Below are 18,946 nucleotides of genomic sequence, written 5' to 3'. Positions count from 1 at the left end.
TGATGGAGAAGCTATGAGTTCATCGTGTATAGAAGAAGTCAGCGTTCCGGACGACAACTGGTCCCGGATCGTCAGTGAACTGTTAGGTCGAGCAGGCATCACTATCAATGGATCATCGCCATCCGATCCTCAGGTTAAACATCCCGACTTTTTTAAACGCGTGCTGCGAGAGGGATCGTTAGGCCTGGGAGAAAGCTATATGGACGGCTGGTGGGAGTGCGAACGTCTGGACACCTTTTTCGCCAGCGTGCTGCGTGCCGGTCTTGAAAATCAACTTCCTCGCAATCTCAAAGACACCCTGCGCGTCGCCTCTGCCCGACTGTTCAATCTGCAAAGTAAAAAGCGCGCGTGGATCGTAGGCAAAGAACACTACGATCTTGGCAACGACCTGTTCAGCCGTATGCTGGACCCTTTCATGCAATACTCCTGCGCCTACTGGAAAGACGCGTCGACGCTTGAAGAGGCCCAGCAGGCCAAGCTGCGTCTGATTAGCGAGAAGCTACAGCTCCAGCCGGGTATGCGCGTACTGGATATCGGCTGCGGCTGGGGTGGGCTAGCGTATTTTATGGCGAAGCACTATGGCGTCAGCGTCGTCGGCGTCACGATTTCAGCGGAACAGCAAAAAATGGCGCGGGAGCGCTGCCAGGGCCTCGATGTGGATATCCGGCTGCAGGATTACCGTGACCTGAACGAACAGTTTGACCGGATCGTTTCCGTCGGCATGTTCGAGCACGTCGGGCCGAAAAACTACGCTACCTATTTTGAGGTGGTGGATCGAAATCTGAAACCGGACGGCATCTTCCTGCTGCACACCATCGGCTCTAAGCGAACCGATAATAACGTTGACCCGTGGATTAACAAATACATCTTTCCGAATGGCTGTTTACCGTCCGTCCGCCAGATTGCCAACGCCAGTGAACCCCATTTCGTGATGGAAGACTGGCATAACTTTGGCGCGGATTACGACACCACGTTGATGGCCTGGCATGCGCGTTTTCAGGAGACCTGGCCAGAAATTGCGGACAACTATTCTGAACGATTCAGGCGGATGTTTAGCTATTATCTGAATGCCTGCGCGGGGGCGTTTCGCGCACGGGATATTCAGCTCTGGCAGGTGGTATTCAGCCGTGGGATTGAACACGGATTACGTGTCGCACGCTAAAAAATAACCCCGGATACCCGGGGTTATTTTTTATTCTTCTTCTGCGGCGGTCTTTATTATTGCCGCTTCTTTTGCTGCCAGCACGCGTTCAACCGTATCCACCACCGCCTGGGTTTGCGGATCGATTTCAATATTCACGCGGTGCCCCAGTTTTTTGGCACCCAGCGTGGTGCGCTGCAGCGTTTCAGGAATTAAATGCACGCAAAAACGCGTTGGCGTTACTTCCCCCACCGTCAGGCTAATCCCATCGATTCCAATAAATCCTTTATAGAGGATGTATTTCATTAATGAAGGATCCTGCATTTTAAACCAGATTTGACGGTTATTTTCCGAGGTCACGATTTTTGCCACTTCAGCGGTGGTCATGATGTGCCCGGACATCAGGTGGCCGCCAATCTCATCGCTAAACTTCGCCGCCCGCTCAACGTTGACGGTATCTCCCACCGCCAGCTCGCCAAGGTTGGTGATGCGCAGCGTCTCTTTCATTAAATCAAAGCTAATCTGGTTGCCGTTAATTTCGGTAACGGTCAGGCAGCAGCCGTTATGAGCAATCGACGCGCCTGTTTCAATGCCCTCAAGCATATATTCCGGCAGCTCAACAACATGAGTACGGAAATTAGGTTTTTCATCAATGGACACCACTTTGGCGGTGCCCTGCACAATACCAGTAAACATGCTTACAACTCCTGTTTTTTCCGGACGGTGGTGACACCGTTTAATCCCACCACAATAACAGTTGGAAAAAGAGGTTGCCAGCGGAGCGCATTTTCTGGCGATTTTTTCACTAGATAAATAGCTAAAGCCCGCTACAATAGCTGGCACCCCCCTGCATTTTCTTCTTGCTGCCCGTTTCGGCGGCTTTTTTAGTCTCTCAAATAACTACAAAATAAAGGTGTTCACGTGCAGAAGTACATGAATGAAGCGCGCCAGCTATTGGCACTGGCTATACCAGTGATCGTCGCGCAAGTGGCCCAGACCGCAATGGGATTTGTGGATACGGTAATGGCAGGTGGCTACAGCGCCACCGATATGGCGGCCGTTGCTATCGGCACGTCAATCTGGCTTCCGGCCATTCTGTTCGGCCACGGTCTGCTGCTCGCCCTCACGCCGGTTATCGCTCAGCTCAATGGCTCGGGTCGTCGCGAGCGCATTGCCCATCAGGTTCGTCAGGGTTTCTGGCTGGCAGGGTTTGTTTCCGTGCTGATCATGGTCGTGCTCTGGAACGCGGGCCAAATCATTCGCGCTATGCATAACATTGACCCGGCACTTGCTGATAAAGCCGTGGGCTATCTGCGCGCCCTGCTATGGGGTGCGCCCGGCTATCTCTTTTTCCAGGTGGCGCGTAACCAGTGTGAAGGTCTGGCGAAAACCAAGCCCGGGATGGTGATGGGCTTTATCGGCCTGCTGGTCAACATTCCGGTGAACTATGTCTTTATTTACGGTCATTTCGGGATGCCGGAGCTCGGCGGCGTCGGCTGCGGCGTGGCGACGGCAGCCGTTTACTGGGTGATGTTCTTCTCCATGATCGCCTTTGTAAAACGCGCCCGTTCCATGCGCGATATTCGCAACGAGAAAAGATTTAGCACGCCGGACTGGAACATCATGACGCGTCTGGTGCAGTTAGGGTTACCGATCGCCCTCGCGCTGTTCTTTGAGGTAACCCTGTTTGCCGTGGTCGCCCTGCTGGTCTCCCCGCTGGGCATTGTGAACGTAGCCGGGCACCAGATTGCGCTGAACTTCAGCTCCCTGATGTTCGTCCTGCCGATGTCGCTGGCGGCGGCGGTGACGATTCGCGTCGGCTTCCGCCTGGGCCAGGGCTCAACGCTGGATGCGCAAACGGCCGCCCGGACCGGGCTGGGCGTCGGCGTCTGCATGGCTGTCTGTACGGCGCTCTTTACCGTTGCATTACGCGAGCAGATTGCCCTGCTCTATAACGACAACCCGGAAGTGGTCACGCTGGCATCACACCTGATGCTGCTGGCCGCGATTTACCAGATCTCTGACTCCATCCAGGTGATTGGCAGCGGCGTGCTGCGCGGATATAAAGACACGCGCTCCATCTTCTTTATCACCTTTATCGCCTACTGGGTGCTGGGACTGCCGAGTGGCTATATCCTGGCGCTTACCGATCTGGTGGTTGAGCGCATGGGGCCCGCAGGGTTCTGGATGGGCTTTATCATCGGCCTGACGTCGGCGGCGATTATGATGATGATGCGAATGCGCTTCCTGCAGCGCCAGCCATCAACGGTCATTTTGCAGCGCGCGGCACGTTAACGACACAGTAGCCGCCCCCTGGCGGCTACTTTCTCTTCACTTTGCGCGGTAATGAAGCAATCGCGTGAAATCAGAGAGAAAAATGTATTTTCCCTCTTGCCACCTCGGTGCTGTGCCGCTAATATTCGTTCCCGTTGTCAGCGACAACACGTTGCGTTCATAGCTCAGTTGGTTAGAGCACCACCTTGACATGGTGGGGGTCGTTGGTTCGAGTCCAATTGAACGCACCATTCTGCGTCCGTAGCTCAGTTGGTTAGAGCACCACCTTGACATGGTGGGGGTCGGTGGTTCGAGTCCACTCGGACGCACCATTTCAGTCCTGAAATGGTGCAAATCCTCTTCTGATATCCTGAATTTTCCTAATCCCTTATTTTCATCATTATTCTCCTGCTACGCTTTTCTTATGGAAAAAAAACAGGAAGACCGTCGATGAAGAAAATCGCGATTATCGGCTCCGGCCCCACAGGGATTTATACTTTTTATCATCTCCTTAAAAACAGCACGCCGCTCTCAGTTTCCATTTTTGAACAATCCGAAGACGCTGGCGTGGGTATGCCCTATAACGACGACGATAATTCCCGGCTGATGCTGGCGAACATTGCGAGCATTGAAATCCCGCCCATTTTTATCACCTACCTCGACTGGCTCAAGGAACAGAGTGACGCCCATCTTGCCCGCTTTAAGGTTGATAAAGCCCGCCTGCATGACCGACAGTTCCTGCCCCGGCTTCTGCTGGGCGAGTATTTTCGCGACGGCTTTCTTTCTATCGTAAAAGAGGCAAAAAGGCTGGGATTCAACGTTGATGTCCATGAGTCTGCGAAGGTCACAGACATCATTCCCGCGACAACCGGCGTTACGCTTTCCGTCAACGGCAGCGTCTTGCCCGAACAATTCGACCTTGCGGTTATCGCCACCGGCCACGTCTGGCCAGACGAGGACGAATCCACGCGAACGTTCTTCCCAAGCCCCTGGTCCGGTCTGATGGACGCCAGTATCCCTCCCTGCCGCGTCGGTATCATGGGGACTTCGTTAAGCGGTCTCGACGCGGCCATGGCGGTGGTGATGCAGCACGGTGAATTTCGTGATGATAAATTCGTGCTGGATAAAGGCAGCGACGCGTTGAAGATTGTCCTGATGTCCCGGACGGGCATTCTGCCGGAAGCCGATTTTTACTGCCCTATTCCTTATGAACCGCTGTCGGTATTGACCGAAGGCGCGGCTGAAAGCGAGATTGCCAAAGGATCGGATGGCCTGCTCGACCGTATATTTACCCTGATGGTCAAAGAGCTTCAGCTCGCTGACCCGGCGTGGTGTGAGAAAATATCCCTGCATAAGCAGAATGCGGACAGCATTCGTGAGGCCTGGTTTGAGGATCGTAAACGGCACGGCCCCTTTACCTGGGCGGAAGAAAACCTCAACGAGGTGGAGCGAAACAAACGCGAGCGGCGCACCGTAGCCTGGCGCTATACCGTGCTTCGGCTGCATGAGGTGGTTCAGGAGATTGTTCCCCACCTCAACGAACGGGACAGAGAGCGCTTTAAGCAAGGCCTCGCCCGCGTATTTATCGACAACTATGCGGCCATTCCTCCGCAGTCTATCCGCAGGCTGCTTGCGCTTCGCGAAGCCGGCATCATCAGCGTGGCGACGCTCGGTGACGATTACGCGCTGGACGTTGGCAGCGATCGAACGGTAATCACCACACAAGAGACCGTTTACCGTTTCGACGTGTTTATTGATGCGCGCGGGCAGAAGCCGCTCAAAACGAAGGATCTGCCCTTCCCGACGCTGCGCAAACAGCTGGAAGCCACGGGCGAAGAGATACCCGACATCGGTGAGGATTACACCTTAAAAGCGCCTGACGCCGTTCGCGGGCGCATCGCCTTCGGCGCGATACCGTGGCTGATGCACGATCGTCCCTTCGTTCAGGGGCTGGCGGAGTGTGCAGAGATTGCGGAAGCAATGGCGAAGGCGGCGGAAAAACCCGCGTCGCGATCGCGGCGCAGACTACCGTATATTGAGAACTGACAGGGCTTCCATGCCCTGCTGTCGCGGATTACTCGAAGAAGACTTCCGGATTTTCAGACAGCGAAACGAAGGTTTTCGTCGCTTTATCCAGGGCGAGGATTTTGCCGCTTTCAATGTCGTACACCCAGCCGTGCAGTCGGATGGAGTTATTACGCAGGCCCACCGCGACGGACGGGTGGGTCTTAATGTTGCTCAGCTGCGCAAACACGTTCTCCTGCACCATCGCATTGACTTTATCGATCGGCTTATCCCAGGTTTTCTTCTCAACCACGGCTTTCGCCGCGTCGGAATAGCGCAGCCAGTGTGACACAGCAGGCATCGGCTCCAGGTTCGCGTTATCGGCAATCGCCTTCATCGCGCCACAGTTGGAGTGACCGCAAATCACGATATCCGTGACGCCCAGCGCCACCACGGCGTATTCGATAGTGGCGGACACGCCGCCAGGCTCCGGCCCGAACGGCGGCACGATGTTGCCAGCATTACGAATGACAAAGAGTTGTCCTGGCTCTTGCTGGGTGACCAGTTCCGGGACCAGACGGCTGTCGGAGCATGAGATGAACAGCGCTTTGGGATTCTGGCTGGACGCTAAACTGCGGAAGAGTTCTTTACGTTGCGGGAAAATCTCTTTTTGAAAGCTGAGAAAACCTTCAATGATATGTTGCATAGCAATGTCTCTTTTATCTGTTTTAGTTTAGGCATGATCGAGATCACACTCGTAAAGTTTACCCATCGTGGTTTACTTCAGACAAGCAATATATTTCTGGCCCGACCGCTGCACAATCTCGTCCGCGAAGGCCGGGATGTTCTGCCCTTCGAACGCGCCGTAAAGACGTTCAAAGGTTTTGCCTTCGAGATGACTCACCACCGACGCCACGGTGCGGGCCGGTAGCGGAAGATAATTCGGATAGCTCCACATAAACGAGACGGCGTCTTTACCCGGCGTGACCTGCAGAATATCGCCCACCAGCAACACCCCATCCCCCTCCTGCCAGTGCAGCACCGTTCCACCGGCAAAATGCCCCCCCAGACGCAGCAAGGTGACCGACGGGAAAATCTCCAGCGCATCCCCCTCCCAGAAATGAATGGCCGGGCTGTCGCGCATGACCCACTCTTTGTCGCTGGCGTGCAGATACACCGGCGCATCAAACGCCGCAGCCCACTCCTGCATCGTGGTGTAATAGTGCGGATGTGAAATCGCTATCGCGCTGATGCCGCCGAGGGCGGTAATGAGCGCTTTCGTTGCGGGGTCGAGGTTGGCGATGCAGTCCCAGAGGATATTGCCGTGGGGCGTTTGCAGGAACAGCGCCCGCTGGTTTATCGCAAACGCGGGGACCGTTTTGATCCCAAACAGCCGCGGCTCCAGCTGCTGCCATTTGTTGCTATGCGTGGCGGTGACGGTGTCGAGATCGGTCCATGCTTGGCCCGTGGCGGGCACGTACTGGCGTTCATCCTCGCAAATCGGGCATCTTTCCGGCTGCGTATCGTAGGCGGTTCCACAGGTTTTACAGAGTGTAATCATGTGCTCTCCTCAGCGATAAAGCACTGAGTATGGCAGGGATTATCCTTATGTGCTGCGAGGTACATTGCTGGCTTTTTTTGCCCTATACTGTGCCAGTATCAAAAACTGAACAGAGCAGGTGCCACATGGAAATTGATCTCGATAACTTAGTCTTTAACGGTTTGGATGAAGCCGAAGAGCGAAATGCCGAACGTCTGGACGATGCAGACAAAAAAGCGCAGGCGATTGTCGCCGACGATGACTGCGGCGACGCCTGCAAGATCTAATAAAAAAGCACCGGGAAACCGGTGCTTTTTTATTTCACTCGTTACACGTCACGCACACCTCGTTCCAGTACGTTTCGCGCGTGCGGCGCAGTTCAGCGTGACGTTTTATCATGGAACCACTCCGGGTCAATGTTGGCGACGTCGACGCCATACAGGCTGGCGACAGGCAGGATTGACTCAAGAACACGTTGCGCGCTGTTCTCCGCATTAACTGGTCGGGTCGCAAAAAACCGCCGTAACGTGCTGATCCATTTTTTCATCGTCTTACCCTCTCTCGCCGTGTTTGATCTCAGTTAAGCACTCAAATGCCGCGCGGGGGAAATACCAAAATCCACTGTCGATGTGCAGGATCTGCAAATAGCCTCCCGTTCTTTTCACTCTTCATTAACACCTTGTTCACTAATGCTTTTTTGCTCATAGCAAAGAACGATTTCTTATTTGGCGATAGCTTTCGCTTATGGGAGCGTAGCGGGGTAAAACAAAAACAACGGGATGGCGAATGACTATGGCAGCAAACATGAAAGGGTTTACAAAACGGACACTGGTTCTGGGATTACTGGCGGCGGGCAGCCTGCTTTCAGCGCAGGCACAGGCCGATCAGCTGGCGGATATTAAGGCCGCAGGGGTGGTGAAAGTGGCCACGTTTGACGCCAACCCGCCGTTTGGCTCTATTGATGCCAAAACGCACGATATCGTCGGATATGACGTGGACTTCGCCAAAGCGCTGGCAAAATCGCTCGGCGTGAAGCTTGAACTGGTTGCCACCAATCCGGCTAACCGTATTCCGCTGCTGCAGTCCGGAAAAGCCGACCTGATCGTGGCGGATATCACTATCACCCCGGAACGCGCGCAGGTGATTGACTTCTCGACGCCTTACTTTGTCACCGGCCAGCAGTTCCTGGTGCCGGCGAAATCACCGGACAAGCTTGATGACTACAGCCGGGCGCGTATTGGCGCGGTCAAAGGAACGACGGGCGAGCAGGCGCTTCACCAGCGTTTCCCGCAGTCACGCGTGCTCTCTTATGACGATATTCCGCTGGCGCTGACGGCACTGCGCAACGGTAACGTACAGGCCATCACCCAGGACAGCACCATTCTGGCCGGTCTGCTGGCGCAGGCGCCGGATAAAGCGAACTTTAAAATCCTGCCCGACCTGCTCAGCAAAGAAGAGATTGGCGTTGGGGTGAAAAAAGGCGAAACGGCGCTGCTGAAGGCCGTTAACGACGAGCTGGTTAACCTCGAGAAGAACGGTCAGGCAGCAAAAATCTACGATGTCTGGTTTGGCCCAAACACGCCTTCCCCACAGCCTCGCGCCTTTAAAATAGAAGCCAGATAATTATGCTCTCAGGTTTATTTTCACACTCCGCGGCCGGTGCCGCGGATTTTTCACATCTGGAACAGGCCAGCGTCGAGTTTCGTCATGTGGACAAACGCTACGGTGACCATCAGGTTTTAAACGACATTAATCTCACCATCACGCCCGGTGAAGTGGTTGCCATCCTCGGCCCTTCAGGTTCCGGTAAATCCACCCTGATCCGTCTTATCAACCAGCTTGAAACCCTGAGCGGCGGAGAGATTCTGGTCGACAACAAGCCTACCGCAAAGCTCTCCGGTACCGGGCTGCGCCAGCTGCGCAGCCGCGTGGGGTTTGTGTTCCAGCAGTTCAATCTTTACGCCCACCTCACCGCCAGCCAGAACATCACCCTTGCGCTGGAGCACGTTCACGGCTGGAAGCCGCAGCCTGCCCGGGAGCGCGCGCTGGCCCTGCTGGAGAAGGTCGGGATGCTGGAAAAAGCCCACCATTTCCCGGCAGAGCTTTCCGGTGGACAGCAGCAGCGCGTCGCGATTGCCCGCGCCCTGGCCTCTTCACCGCAAATCATTCTGTTCGATGAACCCACCTCCGCGCTGGATCCGGAGATGATTGGTGAAGTGCTGTACGTGATGAAAGCCCTCGCCCACAGCGGGATCACGATGATCGTGGTGACCCACGAGATGCAGTTTGCCCGGGAAATTGCCGACCGGATTGTCTTTATCGACGGCGGGCAAATTCTGGAAACCGCGCCGCCGGCGCAGTTTTTCAGCCAGCCGTCACATCCGCGCGCGCAGCGGTTCCTGCAGAAGGTGCTCAACCCGCTGCATCAGGAGCATCTGTAATGCCCGCGCTCGACTGGCAGGGGGTACTGACCGGACAGCCTCTGCAGTGGATACTCTCCGGATTCCTCACCACCCTGTGGGTCACGCTTGCCGGGATCCTGCTGGCCAGCCTGCTCGCACTGCTTTTTATGCTCATGCGCCTTTCCGGTGGACGCCTCGGGAACGCGGTCGTCAGCAGCTGGGTGTCGCTGTTTCGCAATACGCCGCTGCTGGTGCAGCTGCTGTTCTGGTATTTTGCCGCCTGGAACGGGCTACCGCAGGCGTTCCGCGACGCGGTGAACGCGGATCACAGCTGGTCAATTCTGCCCGGTAACGTCTGGTGGTTTACGCCCGAATTTTTATGTTCTGCCTGGGGGTTGGGCGTCTTTACCTCGGCGTTTTTAATCGAAGAGGTGGAATCGGGCTTACGTTCCGTGCCTGCCGGACAGCGAGAGGCGGCGCTCGCGCAGGGATTCTCCGCGTGGCGTCTGTTTCGTTACATCCTTCTGCCGCAGGGGTTGGCCAACGCCTGGCAGCCCGTTGTGGGGCAGTATCTTAATCTGATGAAGCTCTCCTCGCTCGCCAGCGGGATTGGCTTCGCCGAGCTGACCTATCAGGTCAGGCAGATCGAGAGCTATAACGCGCACGCGCTGGAGGCGTTTACCCTCGGCACCGCACTCTATCTGCTGACCGGCCTGGTCATGGGGATCGTGCTGGTTCGCATCGGACCTGACGCGAAACGTAAACGCCCAGGCGCCGCCACCTCAGGGAGTGAAAAACATGATTGCCGGACTTAACGTCATCACCGATAACCTCGACTATCTGCTGTGGGGACGCGCGGCAACGGGTGAACCGGGGGGCGTCTTGCTGTCGTTGATGATGGCTGCCGGGGCCGCCGTCATCGCCCTGCCCGGTGGGATAGTGCTCGCATGTCTGGCCTGGCGATTTACCGGGCTCGTGCGAAAGGTCCTCTTTTTATGGGCAGAGCTGATTCGCGGTATCCCGCTCATCTTCGTAATTTTCTGGATGTGGTATCTTCTGCCGCTTATGACCGGGGGCGATCTGCCGGGAGCGCTTACCGTCACGCTGGCTCTGGCCTGGTTTACCGCGGCAACCGTGATGCACTCGGTGCTGGCCGGGCTTAACGCACTCCCGTCCGGACAATATGAGGCCGCACTGTCACAGGGCTTCAGCACGCAGCAAACCCTCCTGCGCGTGCTGCTGCCGCAGGCGCTGAGGAATATTCTGCCGTCGCTGGTGGGGATTTTTATCAGCCTGCTGAAGGATACGTCGCTGGCGTTTATCGTGAACGTACCGGAACTGACCACGGTGGCGGGACAGGTCAACAACCGGGTGCAAATCTACCCGGCGGCCATTTTTATCTTTACGGGCGTGGTCTACTACCTGCTCTGCTGCTCGCTCGAACAGCTTGCGAAGCGCTGGCGCATTACCCGGCCAGCGCTTTAACCACCGTTTCCATCGCTTCGGTTGTCAGTTCACTGCGTTTCACGCGCTGGTTCGCCAGCGCGGTACGCAGGACTCCGGCAATGACAATATGCTTTGGCTCCTGCCCTAAATCACGCATCTCAAGCACCACCTTCCCGACCACCCGGCACATCTCCTGGTACAGCGCTTCATCTTTGGTCACGTTACCCATCGTCATCACTCCATTGCCTTTTAAACGTTGAGCTTAAATGATTCTCCTGCCGGATACAAAAAAGAAGCCCGGCGAGAGACTCGCCGGGCTTCATCTGTAAAATCAGTAAATTAGTTGTTTACTGGGATGACCGCGCCTTTGTACTTGGTGCGGATCCAGTCCTGAATCTCTTTCGAGTGCAGCACGTTCACCAGCGCAACGATATCTTTCTTCTTCTCGTCGCCGCGATGCACGGTAATGATGTTGGCGTACGGGTTATTTTCACCGCTCTCTACCGCAATCGGGTCGTGAACCGGATCCAGACCCGCGTCAATCGCGTAGTTGGCGTTAATCACCACCGCATCGCCTTCGTTGTTGTTGTACATCTGCGGCAGCAGAGAGGCTTCCACGTTCGGCGTGAACTTCAGCTTTTTCGGGTTCTCAACGATGTCGCTGATGCGCGCGGTCACTTTGTCGATGCCCGGCTTCAGCTTGATCACGCCCTCTTTCTCGAAGATGGAGAGAATACGCCCCTCTTCAGAAACCGCGTCACGCATGATGATCTTGCCGCCTTCCGGCAGGTCTTTCAGCGACTTGTATTTTTTGGAGTAGATGCCGATTGGCTCAATGTGGATCGCGCCCGCACTGACGAAATCGTAGTCTTTATCGCCCGCATGATCCTTCAGCACGCTGTTCAGGTAAGGAATGTGCTGGAAGTAGTTCGCGTCGATGTCATGACCCGCCAGCGCGGTGTTCGGCAGAATGTAGTCCTGGAACGGTTTGATTTCCAGGTCGATACCCTGCTTCGCCAGAATTGGCTTTGCCTGCTCCAGAATTTCGGCGTGCGGCGTGTTGGATGCGCCCACGGTCAGGGTGTCAGCCCAGGAAGCGAAGCTCAGGGCGCTCAGGGTTGCGGCGGCGATCAGTGTCAGTGTTTTTTTCATGATGTGGTTCCTGTGTGTATTTATTAGCGTTTATCTAACAGTGAAGTAATGACATCGCCGCAGAACTGGATAATGAAAACGATGATCAGAATGGTCACCGTTGCCACCAGCGTGACGTCACCATGGTTGCGCTGGAATCCTTCCAGATAAGCCAGATTTCCCAAACCACCGGCGCCAATCACCCCCGCCATTGCGCTGTAGCTCACCAGCGCAATGAGCGTCACCGTAATACCCGATACCAGTGCGGGTGATGATTCCGGCAGTAAAACCCGAAACACTAACGTGTTCAGTCGTGCGCCCATCGAGCGCGTTGCTTCGATGACGCCTTTATCCACTTCACGCAGGGCGATTTCCACCAGGCGTGCGTAGAAGGGTGCGGCGCCCACAATCAGCGCCGGCAGCGCCGCGTTGGCGCCAAGAATGGTGCCGACGACGGTCTTGGTGAACGGGATCAGCAGGACAATCAGAATGATGAACGGAATAGAGCGGAACACGTTCACCACAATCGAAATCACGCTGTAGACCGTGCGGTTGTGGAACAACCCGCCGCGCGCGGTTAAAAACAGCGCCAGCCCCAGCACGATGCCCAGCACAAAGGTCGCCACGCCGGACAGCGCGGTCATGTACAGCGTCTCAAGCGTGGCCGCCCAGAGCTGATCCCACTTGAGATGCGGAAAGAGATTCTCAGCCATGTTTAATCACCTCGCCTTCAATATCGCTGTGCTGCAGGTCGCCGAGGATATTGTTCAGTTGTTCATCGGATGCCACGACATGTACCCAGAGCTGACCAAACACCCCGTGGGCGGTTTGCGTCATTTTCCCGTGCAGGATGTTAAACGGCAGGCCGTAGCGCAGGGTCAGTTCACCCACAATCGGCTTATGGGTGCTGTGCCCGGTAAAGGTCAGCCTGATGACCGTGCCTTCCAGATCCTTTGCCAGTTCGGTATTGAAGGTTTCCTCCTCGGCATACTGGCTCACCTGGCGGACAAACTGCTGCGTAATCGGCTGCTGCGGATGGGTAAACACGCTCAGCACGTCGCCCTCTTCCACCACTTTACCGTTCTCCATCACCGCCACGCGGTCGCAGATTTTACGCACCACGTGCATCTCGTGGGTGATCAGCACGATGGTCAGCCTGAAGCGGCGGTTAATATCCAGCAGCAGATCGAGGATCTGATCGGTGGTCTGCGGGTCGAGCGCGGACGTGGCTTCATCGCAGAGCAGCACGTCAGGGCTGTTAGCCAAAGCGCGCGCAATACCCACGCGCTGCTTTTGCCCGCCGCTCAGCTGGGACGGGTACGCATTCTCGCGCCCCTTCAGGCCGACCAGCTCCACCAGCTCGGCGACGCGCGCCTTGATGTTGGCTTTTGGCACACCGGCGATTTGCATCGAGAAAGCGATATTCTCGCTCACCGTGCGCGACCACAGCAGGTTGAAGTGCTGGAACACCATGCTGATTTTCAGGCGCGCCTGGCGGAGCGCTTCACCCTTTGCCGCAGAGATATCCTGTCCGTTAATGGTGACGCTTCCGCCGCTGGGTTTTTCCAGGCCGTTCAGCAGACGAATCAGCGTGCTTTTCCCGGCTCCGCTGTAGCCGATAATTCCGTAAATCTGTCCCTGCTCTATCGTCAAATTGACGTTATCAACGGCAGTCAGCGCGACCTTTCCGTTGTCAAAAACCTTCGAAATATTCCTGAGTACGATCATTCTTATTCTTTATCCGTTTCGCGCATGGCTGTTTAGCAGTATGGATGTCCAAACGATAGTAAACAGGCGTTATCAGCTTTCAAATGAACAAAAACGAATTTGTTATAACTTTCGGAAATAAACAGCGGATTTAAAGGGTGGGAAGCATTTAGATCAATTTCAGCAATGATTATCTGCCGGATGCATATCTGCTGGTAGATGCCCGCTAAAAACGGTCATTTTTTCAGCATTTCCTGCCGATATAGCCATCCTCACATCCAGACAACTTTACGTCTTGCTGTCCTGACATCCAAAAATGGCATTTATATTCTTTTCTGTTCTAAAGAGCAGTGAATGGTTCTTTATTGCGAAAATTTCGCCGCTCTATCATCCCGTCATGACATCCAGAAAGGAAAACATCATGACGATTTACCACTCCGTCACCGAACTGATTGGCCGTACCCCGCTTATCCAGCTGCACAAGCTTGATACCGGCCCCTGCTCGCTGTTCCTGAAGCTGGAAAACCAGAATCCGGGCGGCTCAATTAAGGATCGCGTTGCGCTGTCGATGATTAACGAAGCGGAGCGTACCGGCCAGCTGCAGCCGGGCGGCACGATTATTGAGGCGACGGCGGGGAATACCGGTCTCGGCCTGGCCCTGATTGCCGCTCAGAAAGGCTACTCGCTGATCCTGGTGGTGCCGGACAAAATGAGCCGCGAGAAGATTTTCCACCTGCGCGCGCTTGGTGCCCAGGTGGTGCTGACCCGCTCCGACGTCAACAAGGGCCATCCCGCCTATTACCAGGATTACGCCCAGCGCCTGGCCAACGAGCTGCCCGGCGCGTTTTACATCGACCAGTTCAATAACGAGGCCAACCCGCTGGCGCACCGTACCACCACGGCACCGGAACTGTACGAGCAGCTTGACGGGCGGATCGACGCCATCGTGGTTGGCGTCGGCTCAGGCGGTACGCTGGGCGGCCTGCAGGCGTGGTTCGCCGAGCACTCTCCGCACACGGAGTTTGTCCTGGCAGACCCGGCCGGATCGGTTCTGGCCGACCAGGTGGAAACCGGACGCTATCACGACGCGGGCTCCTGGCTGGTTGAAGGTATTGGCGAAGACTTTATTCCGCCGCTGGCCCACATTGAAGGGGTGAATCGCGCCTGGCGCATCACCGACCGAGAGGCCTTCACCACCGCGCGCGATCTGCTGAAAACGGAAGGCATTCTGGCGGGCTCCTCCAGCGGCACGCTGCTGGCGGCCGCGCTGAAATATTGCCAGGCGCAGACCGCGCCGAAACGCGTGGTGACCTTCGCCTGCGACAGCGGCAATAAGTACCTCTCGAAGATGTTTAACGATGACTGGATGCGTCAGCAAGGGCTTATCACCCGCCCTCAGGCCGGCGATCTCTCTGACTACATCGCCCTGCGCCACGATGAAGGCGCCACCGTCACCGCCGCCCCGGACGACACGCTTTCCACCGTACTGGCACGCATGCGCCTGTATGACATCTCCCAGCTGCCGGTGCTGGAGAACGGCAAGGTGGTGGGCATTATCGACGAGTGGGATCTCCTGCGGCATATCGGCGGCGACGGCGATCGCTTCGCGCTTCCGGTGACGGCAGCCATGACGCGTCAGGTGGAGTTCCTGGATAAACACGCCCCGGAAAGCGCCCTGAACGCCATCTTCGACCGCGGTCTGGTGGCCGTGATTAATGACAACGACCGTTTTCTCGGTCTGATTACGCGCAGCGACGTTCTGACCGCCTGGCGCAACCGTCTTCAGCAATAAAGGAATCGATAATGAAAAACCTGGCTACCCTGAGCGTACACAGCGGCGAGTTCAACGACCAGCACGGCGCCGTCATGCCGCCGATTTACGCCACCTCAACGTTTGCGCAACCGTCACCCGGCGAGCATACCGGCTATGAGTATTCCCGCAGCGGCAACCCCACCCGCCATGCGCTGGAAACCGCCATCGCCGAACTGGAAGGCGGTACGCGCGGCTACGCCTTCGCCTCCGGTCTGGCAGCCATCTCCACGGTGCTCGAACTGCTGGATAAAGACAGCCATATTGTCGCCATTGATGACGTTTACGGCGGGACGTACCGCCTGATTGAAAACGTGCGCAAGCGCAGCACTGGCCTGCAGGTCAGCTGGGTTAAACCGGACGACTTAACCGGTCTCGAGGCCGCCATTCGCCCGGATACCCGCATGGTGTGGGTCGAAACGCCAACCAACCCGCTGCTGAAGCTGGCGGATCTGGCGGCCATTGCGGCGATCGCCCGCCGTCATAACGTCATCAGCGTGGCGGACAACACCTTCGCGTCGCCGGTGATCCACCGTCCGCTGGAGTCGGGTTTCGATATCGTGGTGCACTCCGCCACCAAATACCTGAACGGCCACTCTGACGTGGTGGCCGGGCTGGCGATTGTCGGGGACAACAGGGAACTGGCCGATAAGCTGGGCTATCTGCAAAACGCGGTGGGCGGCGTACTTGATCCGTTCAGCAGCTTCCTGACCCTGCGCGGTATTCGCACGCTTGCCTTGAGGGTAGAAAAGCACAGCACCAACGCGCTTACGATTGCGCAATGGCTGGATCAGCATCCTCTGGTCGAAAAGGTTTTCTATCCCGGTCTGGAATCTCATCCGCAATTTCAGCTTGCCCGCACGCAGATGGCCCTGCCCGGTGGGATGATTTCAGTCGTGGTAAAAGGGGATGCGCAACGCGCCACCGAGGTGATTCGCAACCTGAAGCTGTTCACCCTCGCGGAAAGCCTCGGCGGTGTGGAAAGTCTGGTGAGCCAGCCTTACAGCATGACGCACGCCTCGATTCCGCTGGAGCAACGCCTGGCAAACGGCATTGTGCCGCAGCTGATCCGTCTGTCGGTCGGGATTGAAGATCCCAAAGACCTGATTGCCGACCTCAGCCAGGCGCTGCAAAAATAAGCAAAACGCGGCAGGTCAATCACCTGCCGCCATAAGTTGTCATCATGGCTTAACGCCTTGATAACAATATTATGTGAAACTGCACAGAATATTTCTGAAACACCGTTTCCATTTTCCTTTTATCTTAAAATCAGCGTATAATGCGCGCCTAATCCCTGGTGAATGGTTTCAGCGCTTGGAATACAAAAAACAACGTACAACTTCTCCTCTCCTTCGTTGGGCTGTCACTCAGGCACACTTTCTTCTGCACGCTCATTTGATGTCTCCTATCCTTAGTGCGTGTCATATACTCTTTTGCAACACAGGTTTGACTCCGCGGCGGTGCGCCCCCGGAGCGAGATTTCCATATCCTTCCCAACTTAAAGACTAAGACTGTCATGAAAAAGACGAAAATTGTTTGTACTATCGGCCCGAAAACCGAATCTGAAGAGATGCTGACCAAAATGCTGGACGCCGGCATGAACGTGATGCGTCTGAACTTCTCCCACGGTGATTACGCAGAACACGGTCAGCGTATCCAGAACTTGCGCAACGTGATGAGCAAGACCGGTAAAAAAGCTGCCATCCTGCTGGACACCAAAGGTCCAGAAATCCGTACCATCAAACTGGAAGGCGGTAACGACGTCTCTCTGAAAGCGGGCCAGACCTTCACCTTCACCACCGACAAATCCGTTGTCGGCAACAGCGAAATCGTTGCAGTGACCTATGAAGGCTTCACCAACGACCTTTCCGTCGGTAACACCGTGCTGGTAGACGATGGTCTGATCGGTATGGAAGTCACCGCTATCGAAGGCAACAAGGTTATCTGTAAAGTGCTGAACAACGGCGACCTGGGCGAAAACAAAGGCGTTAACCTGCCGGGCGTTTCTATCGCACTGCCAGCACTGGCTGAAAAAGACAAACAGGACCTGATCTTCGGTTGCGAACAAGGCGTTGACTTTGTTGCGGCCTCCTTCATCCGTAAGCGCTCAGACGTGGTTGAAATTCGTGAGCACCTGAAAGCGCACGGCGGCGAGAAGATCCAGATCATCTCCAAAATTGAAAACCAGGAAGGCCTGAATAACTTCGACGAAATCCTCGAAGCGTCTGACGGCATCATGGTTGCACGTGGCGACCTGGGCGTAGAAATCCCGGTTGAAGAAGTGATCTTCGCGCAGAAGATGATGATCGAGAAATGCGTTCGCGCGCGCAAAGTGGTTATCACCGCAACGCAGATGCTGGACTCCATGATCAAAAACCCACGCCCAACCCGCGCAGAAGCAGGCGACGTGGCTAACGCCATCCTGGACGGTACTGATGCCGTTATGCTGTCTGGCGAATCCGCAAAAGGTAAATATCCGCTGGAAGCGGTGTCCATCATGGCCACCATCTGCGAACGTACCGACCGCGTAATGAAAAGCCGTCTGGACTACAACAACGACAGCCGCAAGCTGCGCATCACCGAAGCGGTTTGCCGTGGTGCAGTAGAAACGGCTGAGAAGCTGGAAGCGCCACTGATCGTGGTTGCCACCCAGGGCGGTAAATCAGCTCGCGCGGTGCGTAAATACTTCCCGGATGCGACTATCCTGGCGCTGACCACCAACGAAACCACGGCTCGTCAGCTGGTGCTGAGCAAAGGCGTGATCCCTCACCTGGTGAAAGAGATCGCGTCTACGGATGATTTCTACCGTCTGGGTAAAGAAGTGGCGCTGGAACTGGTTGATCGTGGTCTGGCACAGAAAGGTGACGTTGTGGTCATGGTTTCTGGCGCGCTGGTACCAAGCGGAACCACCAATACCGCATCTGTTCACGTGCTGTAATAATTCCCGAACGAATTAATTTTGATAAAAAGCGCCCTCCGGGCGCTTTTTTTATTCCTGGCATTAGCCAAAGTCATTCAAATTGCAAATCGGGTTTCTCTATTTAATTGCGAATTATCTAAGATGAATCCGATGATAAATGCCTTTTTTTACATAGATTTTTGCTCAAAAAGGGCCGATTCGATGCTTCTTTGAGCGAACGATCAAAAATAGGTGTATTCCCATCAAAAAAATATTCTCAACCCAAAAAAGTTTGTGTAATACTTGTAACGCTACATGGAGATTAACTCAATCTAGAGGGTATTAATAATGAATCGTACTAAACTGGTACTGGGCGCGGTAATCCTGGGTTCTACTCTGCTGGCTGGTTGCTCCAGCAACGCTAAAATCGATCAGCTGTCTTCTGACGTTCAGACTCTGAACGCTAAAGTTGACCAGCTGAGCAACGACGTGAACGCAATCCGTTCCGACGTTCAGGCTGCTAAAGACGACGCAGCTCGCGCTAACCAGCGTCTGGACAACCAGGCTACTAAATACCGTAAGTAATAGTACC

Annotated in this window: 20 protein-coding genes and 2 tRNA genes; 14 read left to right on the top strand and 8 right to left on the bottom strand. The window is 55.5% G+C overall.

Features of this window, described 5'->3' with window-relative positions; genetic code table 11:
• The first annotated feature begins 13 nt into the window (after positions 1-13).
• Positions 14-1,162: a cyclopropane fatty acyl phospholipid synthase gene (cfa, locus tag UTM25_RS10980; protein ID WP_032638263.1), complete on the top strand. Its 1,149-nt coding sequence runs from the start codon at positions 14-16 to the stop codon at positions 1,160-1,162.
• Between the two features lie 30 nt (positions 1,163-1,192).
• On the opposite strand, the gene UTM25_RS10975 is transcribed toward cfa, so the two are convergent.
• A complete protein-coding gene (locus tag UTM25_RS10975) occupies positions 1,193-1,837 on the bottom strand; it encodes a riboflavin synthase (RefSeq protein ID WP_023311347.1) in 645 nt (214 codons plus the stop codon).
• 225 nt (positions 1,838-2,062) lie between these two features.
• Here UTM25_RS10975 and mdtK point away from each other — a divergent pair, with 225 nt between their 5' ends.
• From mdtK to UTM25_RS10955, 4 genes are all read left to right on the top strand, one after another.
• Positions 2,063-3,436, top strand: coding sequence for an MdtK family multidrug efflux MATE transporter (gene mdtK, locus UTM25_RS10970; RefSeq protein ID WP_194400993.1), 1,374 nt, complete (start codon positions 2,063-2,065; stop codon positions 3,434-3,436).
• Positions 3,437-3,589: 153 nt separating this feature from the next.
• A tRNA-Val gene (locus UTM25_RS10965) sits at positions 3,590-3,666 on the top strand.
• A gap of 4 nt (positions 3,667-3,670) precedes the next feature.
• A tRNA-Val gene (locus UTM25_RS10960) sits at positions 3,671-3,747 on the top strand.
• A gap of 118 nt (positions 3,748-3,865) precedes the next feature.
• Positions 3,866-5,461, top strand: coding sequence for an FAD-NAD(P)-binding protein (locus UTM25_RS10955; RefSeq protein WP_194400995.1), 1,596 nt, complete (start codon positions 3,866-3,868; stop codon positions 5,459-5,461).
• Positions 5,462-5,489: 28 nt separating this feature from the next.
• Here the strand turns inward: UTM25_RS10955 and UTM25_RS10950 are convergent, their stop codons facing one another.
• Both UTM25_RS10950 and UTM25_RS10945 read right to left on the bottom strand, forming a co-directional pair.
• Positions 5,490-6,125 (bottom strand): carbonic anhydrase, encoded by a 636-nt coding sequence (locus UTM25_RS10950; protein WP_023311344.1) that lies wholly within the window; start codon positions 6,123-6,125, stop codon positions 5,490-5,492.
• Between the two features lie 72 nt (positions 6,126-6,197).
• The gene (locus UTM25_RS10945) at positions 6,198-6,980 is read right to left on the bottom strand and encodes an MBL fold metallo-hydrolase (protein WP_194400997.1); all 783 of its coding nucleotides are present in this window, start codon (positions 6,978-6,980) and stop codon (positions 6,198-6,200) included.
• Positions 6,981-7,105: 125 nt separating this feature from the next.
• Between UTM25_RS10945 and UTM25_RS10940 the strand changes: the two genes are divergently transcribed.
• Positions 7,106-7,246, top strand: a complete 141-nt coding sequence (locus UTM25_RS10940; protein ID WP_003857665.1) for a hypothetical protein — start codon at positions 7,106-7,108, stop codon at positions 7,244-7,246.
• Positions 7,247-7,338: 92 nt separating this feature from the next.
• On the opposite strand, the gene UTM25_RS10935 is transcribed toward UTM25_RS10940, so the two are convergent.
• Positions 7,339-7,506: a hypothetical protein gene (locus UTM25_RS10935; protein ID WP_014831607.1), complete on the bottom strand. Its 168-nt coding sequence runs from the start codon at positions 7,504-7,506 to the stop codon at positions 7,339-7,341.
• Between the two features lie 245 nt (positions 7,507-7,751).
• Here UTM25_RS10935 and UTM25_RS10930 point away from each other — a divergent pair, with 245 nt between their 5' ends.
• The 4 genes from UTM25_RS10930 to UTM25_RS10915 are packed head-to-tail and all read left to right on the top strand — an operon-like array spanning position 7,752 to position 10,846.
• The gene (locus tag UTM25_RS10930) at positions 7,752-8,582 is read left to right on the top strand and encodes an ABC transporter substrate-binding protein (RefSeq protein WP_194401136.1); all 831 of its coding nucleotides are present in this window, start codon (positions 7,752-7,754) and stop codon (positions 8,580-8,582) included.
• 2 nt (positions 8,583-8,584) lie between these two features.
• Complete coding sequence (locus tag UTM25_RS10925) at positions 8,585-9,400, top strand: amino acid ABC transporter ATP-binding protein (protein ID WP_069302696.1); 816 nt, start codon at positions 8,585-8,587, stop codon at positions 9,398-9,400.
• Positions 9,400-10,176: an amino acid ABC transporter permease gene (locus UTM25_RS10920; RefSeq protein WP_194400999.1), complete on the top strand. Its 777-nt coding sequence runs from the start codon at positions 9,400-9,402 to the stop codon at positions 10,174-10,176. The genes UTM25_RS10925 and UTM25_RS10920 overlap by 1 nt, the downstream gene beginning before the upstream one ends.
• On the top strand, positions 10,160-10,846 hold the full coding sequence (locus UTM25_RS10915) for an amino acid ABC transporter permease (protein WP_045401407.1): 687 nt from the start codon (positions 10,160-10,162) through the stop codon (positions 10,844-10,846). Before UTM25_RS10920 ends, UTM25_RS10915 begins: the two co-directional genes overlap by 17 nt.
• Here the strand turns inward: UTM25_RS10915 and fumD are convergent.
• The 4 genes from fumD to UTM25_RS10895 form a co-directional block, all read right to left on the bottom strand.
• Positions 10,827-11,036, bottom strand: a complete 210-nt coding sequence (gene fumD / locus UTM25_RS10910) for a fumarate hydratase FumD (RefSeq protein WP_008500615.1) — start codon at positions 11,034-11,036, stop codon at positions 10,827-10,829. The genes UTM25_RS10915 and fumD overlap by 20 nt on opposite strands.
• A gap of 110 nt (positions 11,037-11,146) precedes the next feature.
• Positions 11,147-11,959: a MetQ/NlpA family ABC transporter substrate-binding protein gene (locus UTM25_RS10905; protein ID WP_008500616.1), complete on the bottom strand. Its 813-nt coding sequence runs from the start codon at positions 11,957-11,959 to the stop codon at positions 11,147-11,149.
• 23 nt (positions 11,960-11,982) lie between these two features.
• Complete coding sequence (locus UTM25_RS10900; protein WP_194401001.1) at positions 11,983-12,651, bottom strand: methionine ABC transporter permease; 669 nt, start codon at positions 12,649-12,651, stop codon at positions 11,983-11,985.
• Positions 12,644-13,666 carry a methionine ABC transporter ATP-binding protein gene (locus tag UTM25_RS10895; protein ID WP_194401003.1) on the bottom strand — a complete coding sequence of 341 codons (1,023 nt, stop codon included), beginning with the start codon at positions 13,664-13,666 and terminating at the stop codon, positions 12,644-12,646. The genes UTM25_RS10900 and UTM25_RS10895 overlap by 8 nt, the downstream gene beginning before the upstream one ends.
• A gap of 400 nt (positions 13,667-14,066) precedes the next feature.
• Here UTM25_RS10895 and UTM25_RS10890 point away from each other — a divergent pair, with 400 nt between their 5' ends.
• The 4 genes from UTM25_RS10890 (at position 14,067) to lpp (ending at position 18,939) form a co-directional block, all read left to right on the top strand.
• Positions 14,067-15,437 carry a pyridoxal-phosphate dependent enzyme gene (locus UTM25_RS10890; RefSeq protein WP_032657782.1) on the top strand — a complete coding sequence of 457 codons (1,371 nt, stop codon included), beginning with the start codon at positions 14,067-14,069 and terminating at the stop codon, positions 15,435-15,437.
• 11 nt (positions 15,438-15,448) lie between these two features.
• Positions 15,449-16,594 carry a trans-sulfuration enzyme family protein gene (locus UTM25_RS10885; protein ID WP_194401005.1) on the top strand — a complete coding sequence of 382 codons (1,146 nt, stop codon included), beginning with the start codon at positions 15,449-15,451 and terminating at the stop codon, positions 16,592-16,594.
• Between the two features lie 377 nt (positions 16,595-16,971).
• Positions 16,972-18,393, top strand: a complete 1,422-nt coding sequence (gene pykF, locus UTM25_RS10880; RefSeq protein ID WP_029739779.1) for a pyruvate kinase PykF — start codon at positions 16,972-16,974, stop codon at positions 18,391-18,393.
• A 309-nt stretch (positions 18,394-18,702) separates the two neighbouring features.
• Positions 18,703-18,939: a murein lipoprotein Lpp gene (lpp, locus tag UTM25_RS10875; RefSeq protein WP_010430241.1), complete on the top strand. Its 237-nt coding sequence runs from the start codon at positions 18,703-18,705 to the stop codon at positions 18,937-18,939.
• The last annotated feature ends 7 nt before the right edge of the window (positions 18,940-18,946 follow it).

It is taken from the genome of Enterobacter sp. 61D5 (assembly GCF_034107965.1).
Taxonomy (GTDB): domain Bacteria; phylum Pseudomonadota; class Gammaproteobacteria; order Enterobacterales; family Enterobacteriaceae; genus Enterobacter; species Enterobacter cloacae_M.
Note: the sequence above shows the minus strand (reverse complement) of the source record. Positions and strands in the feature narration are given on the sequence as shown.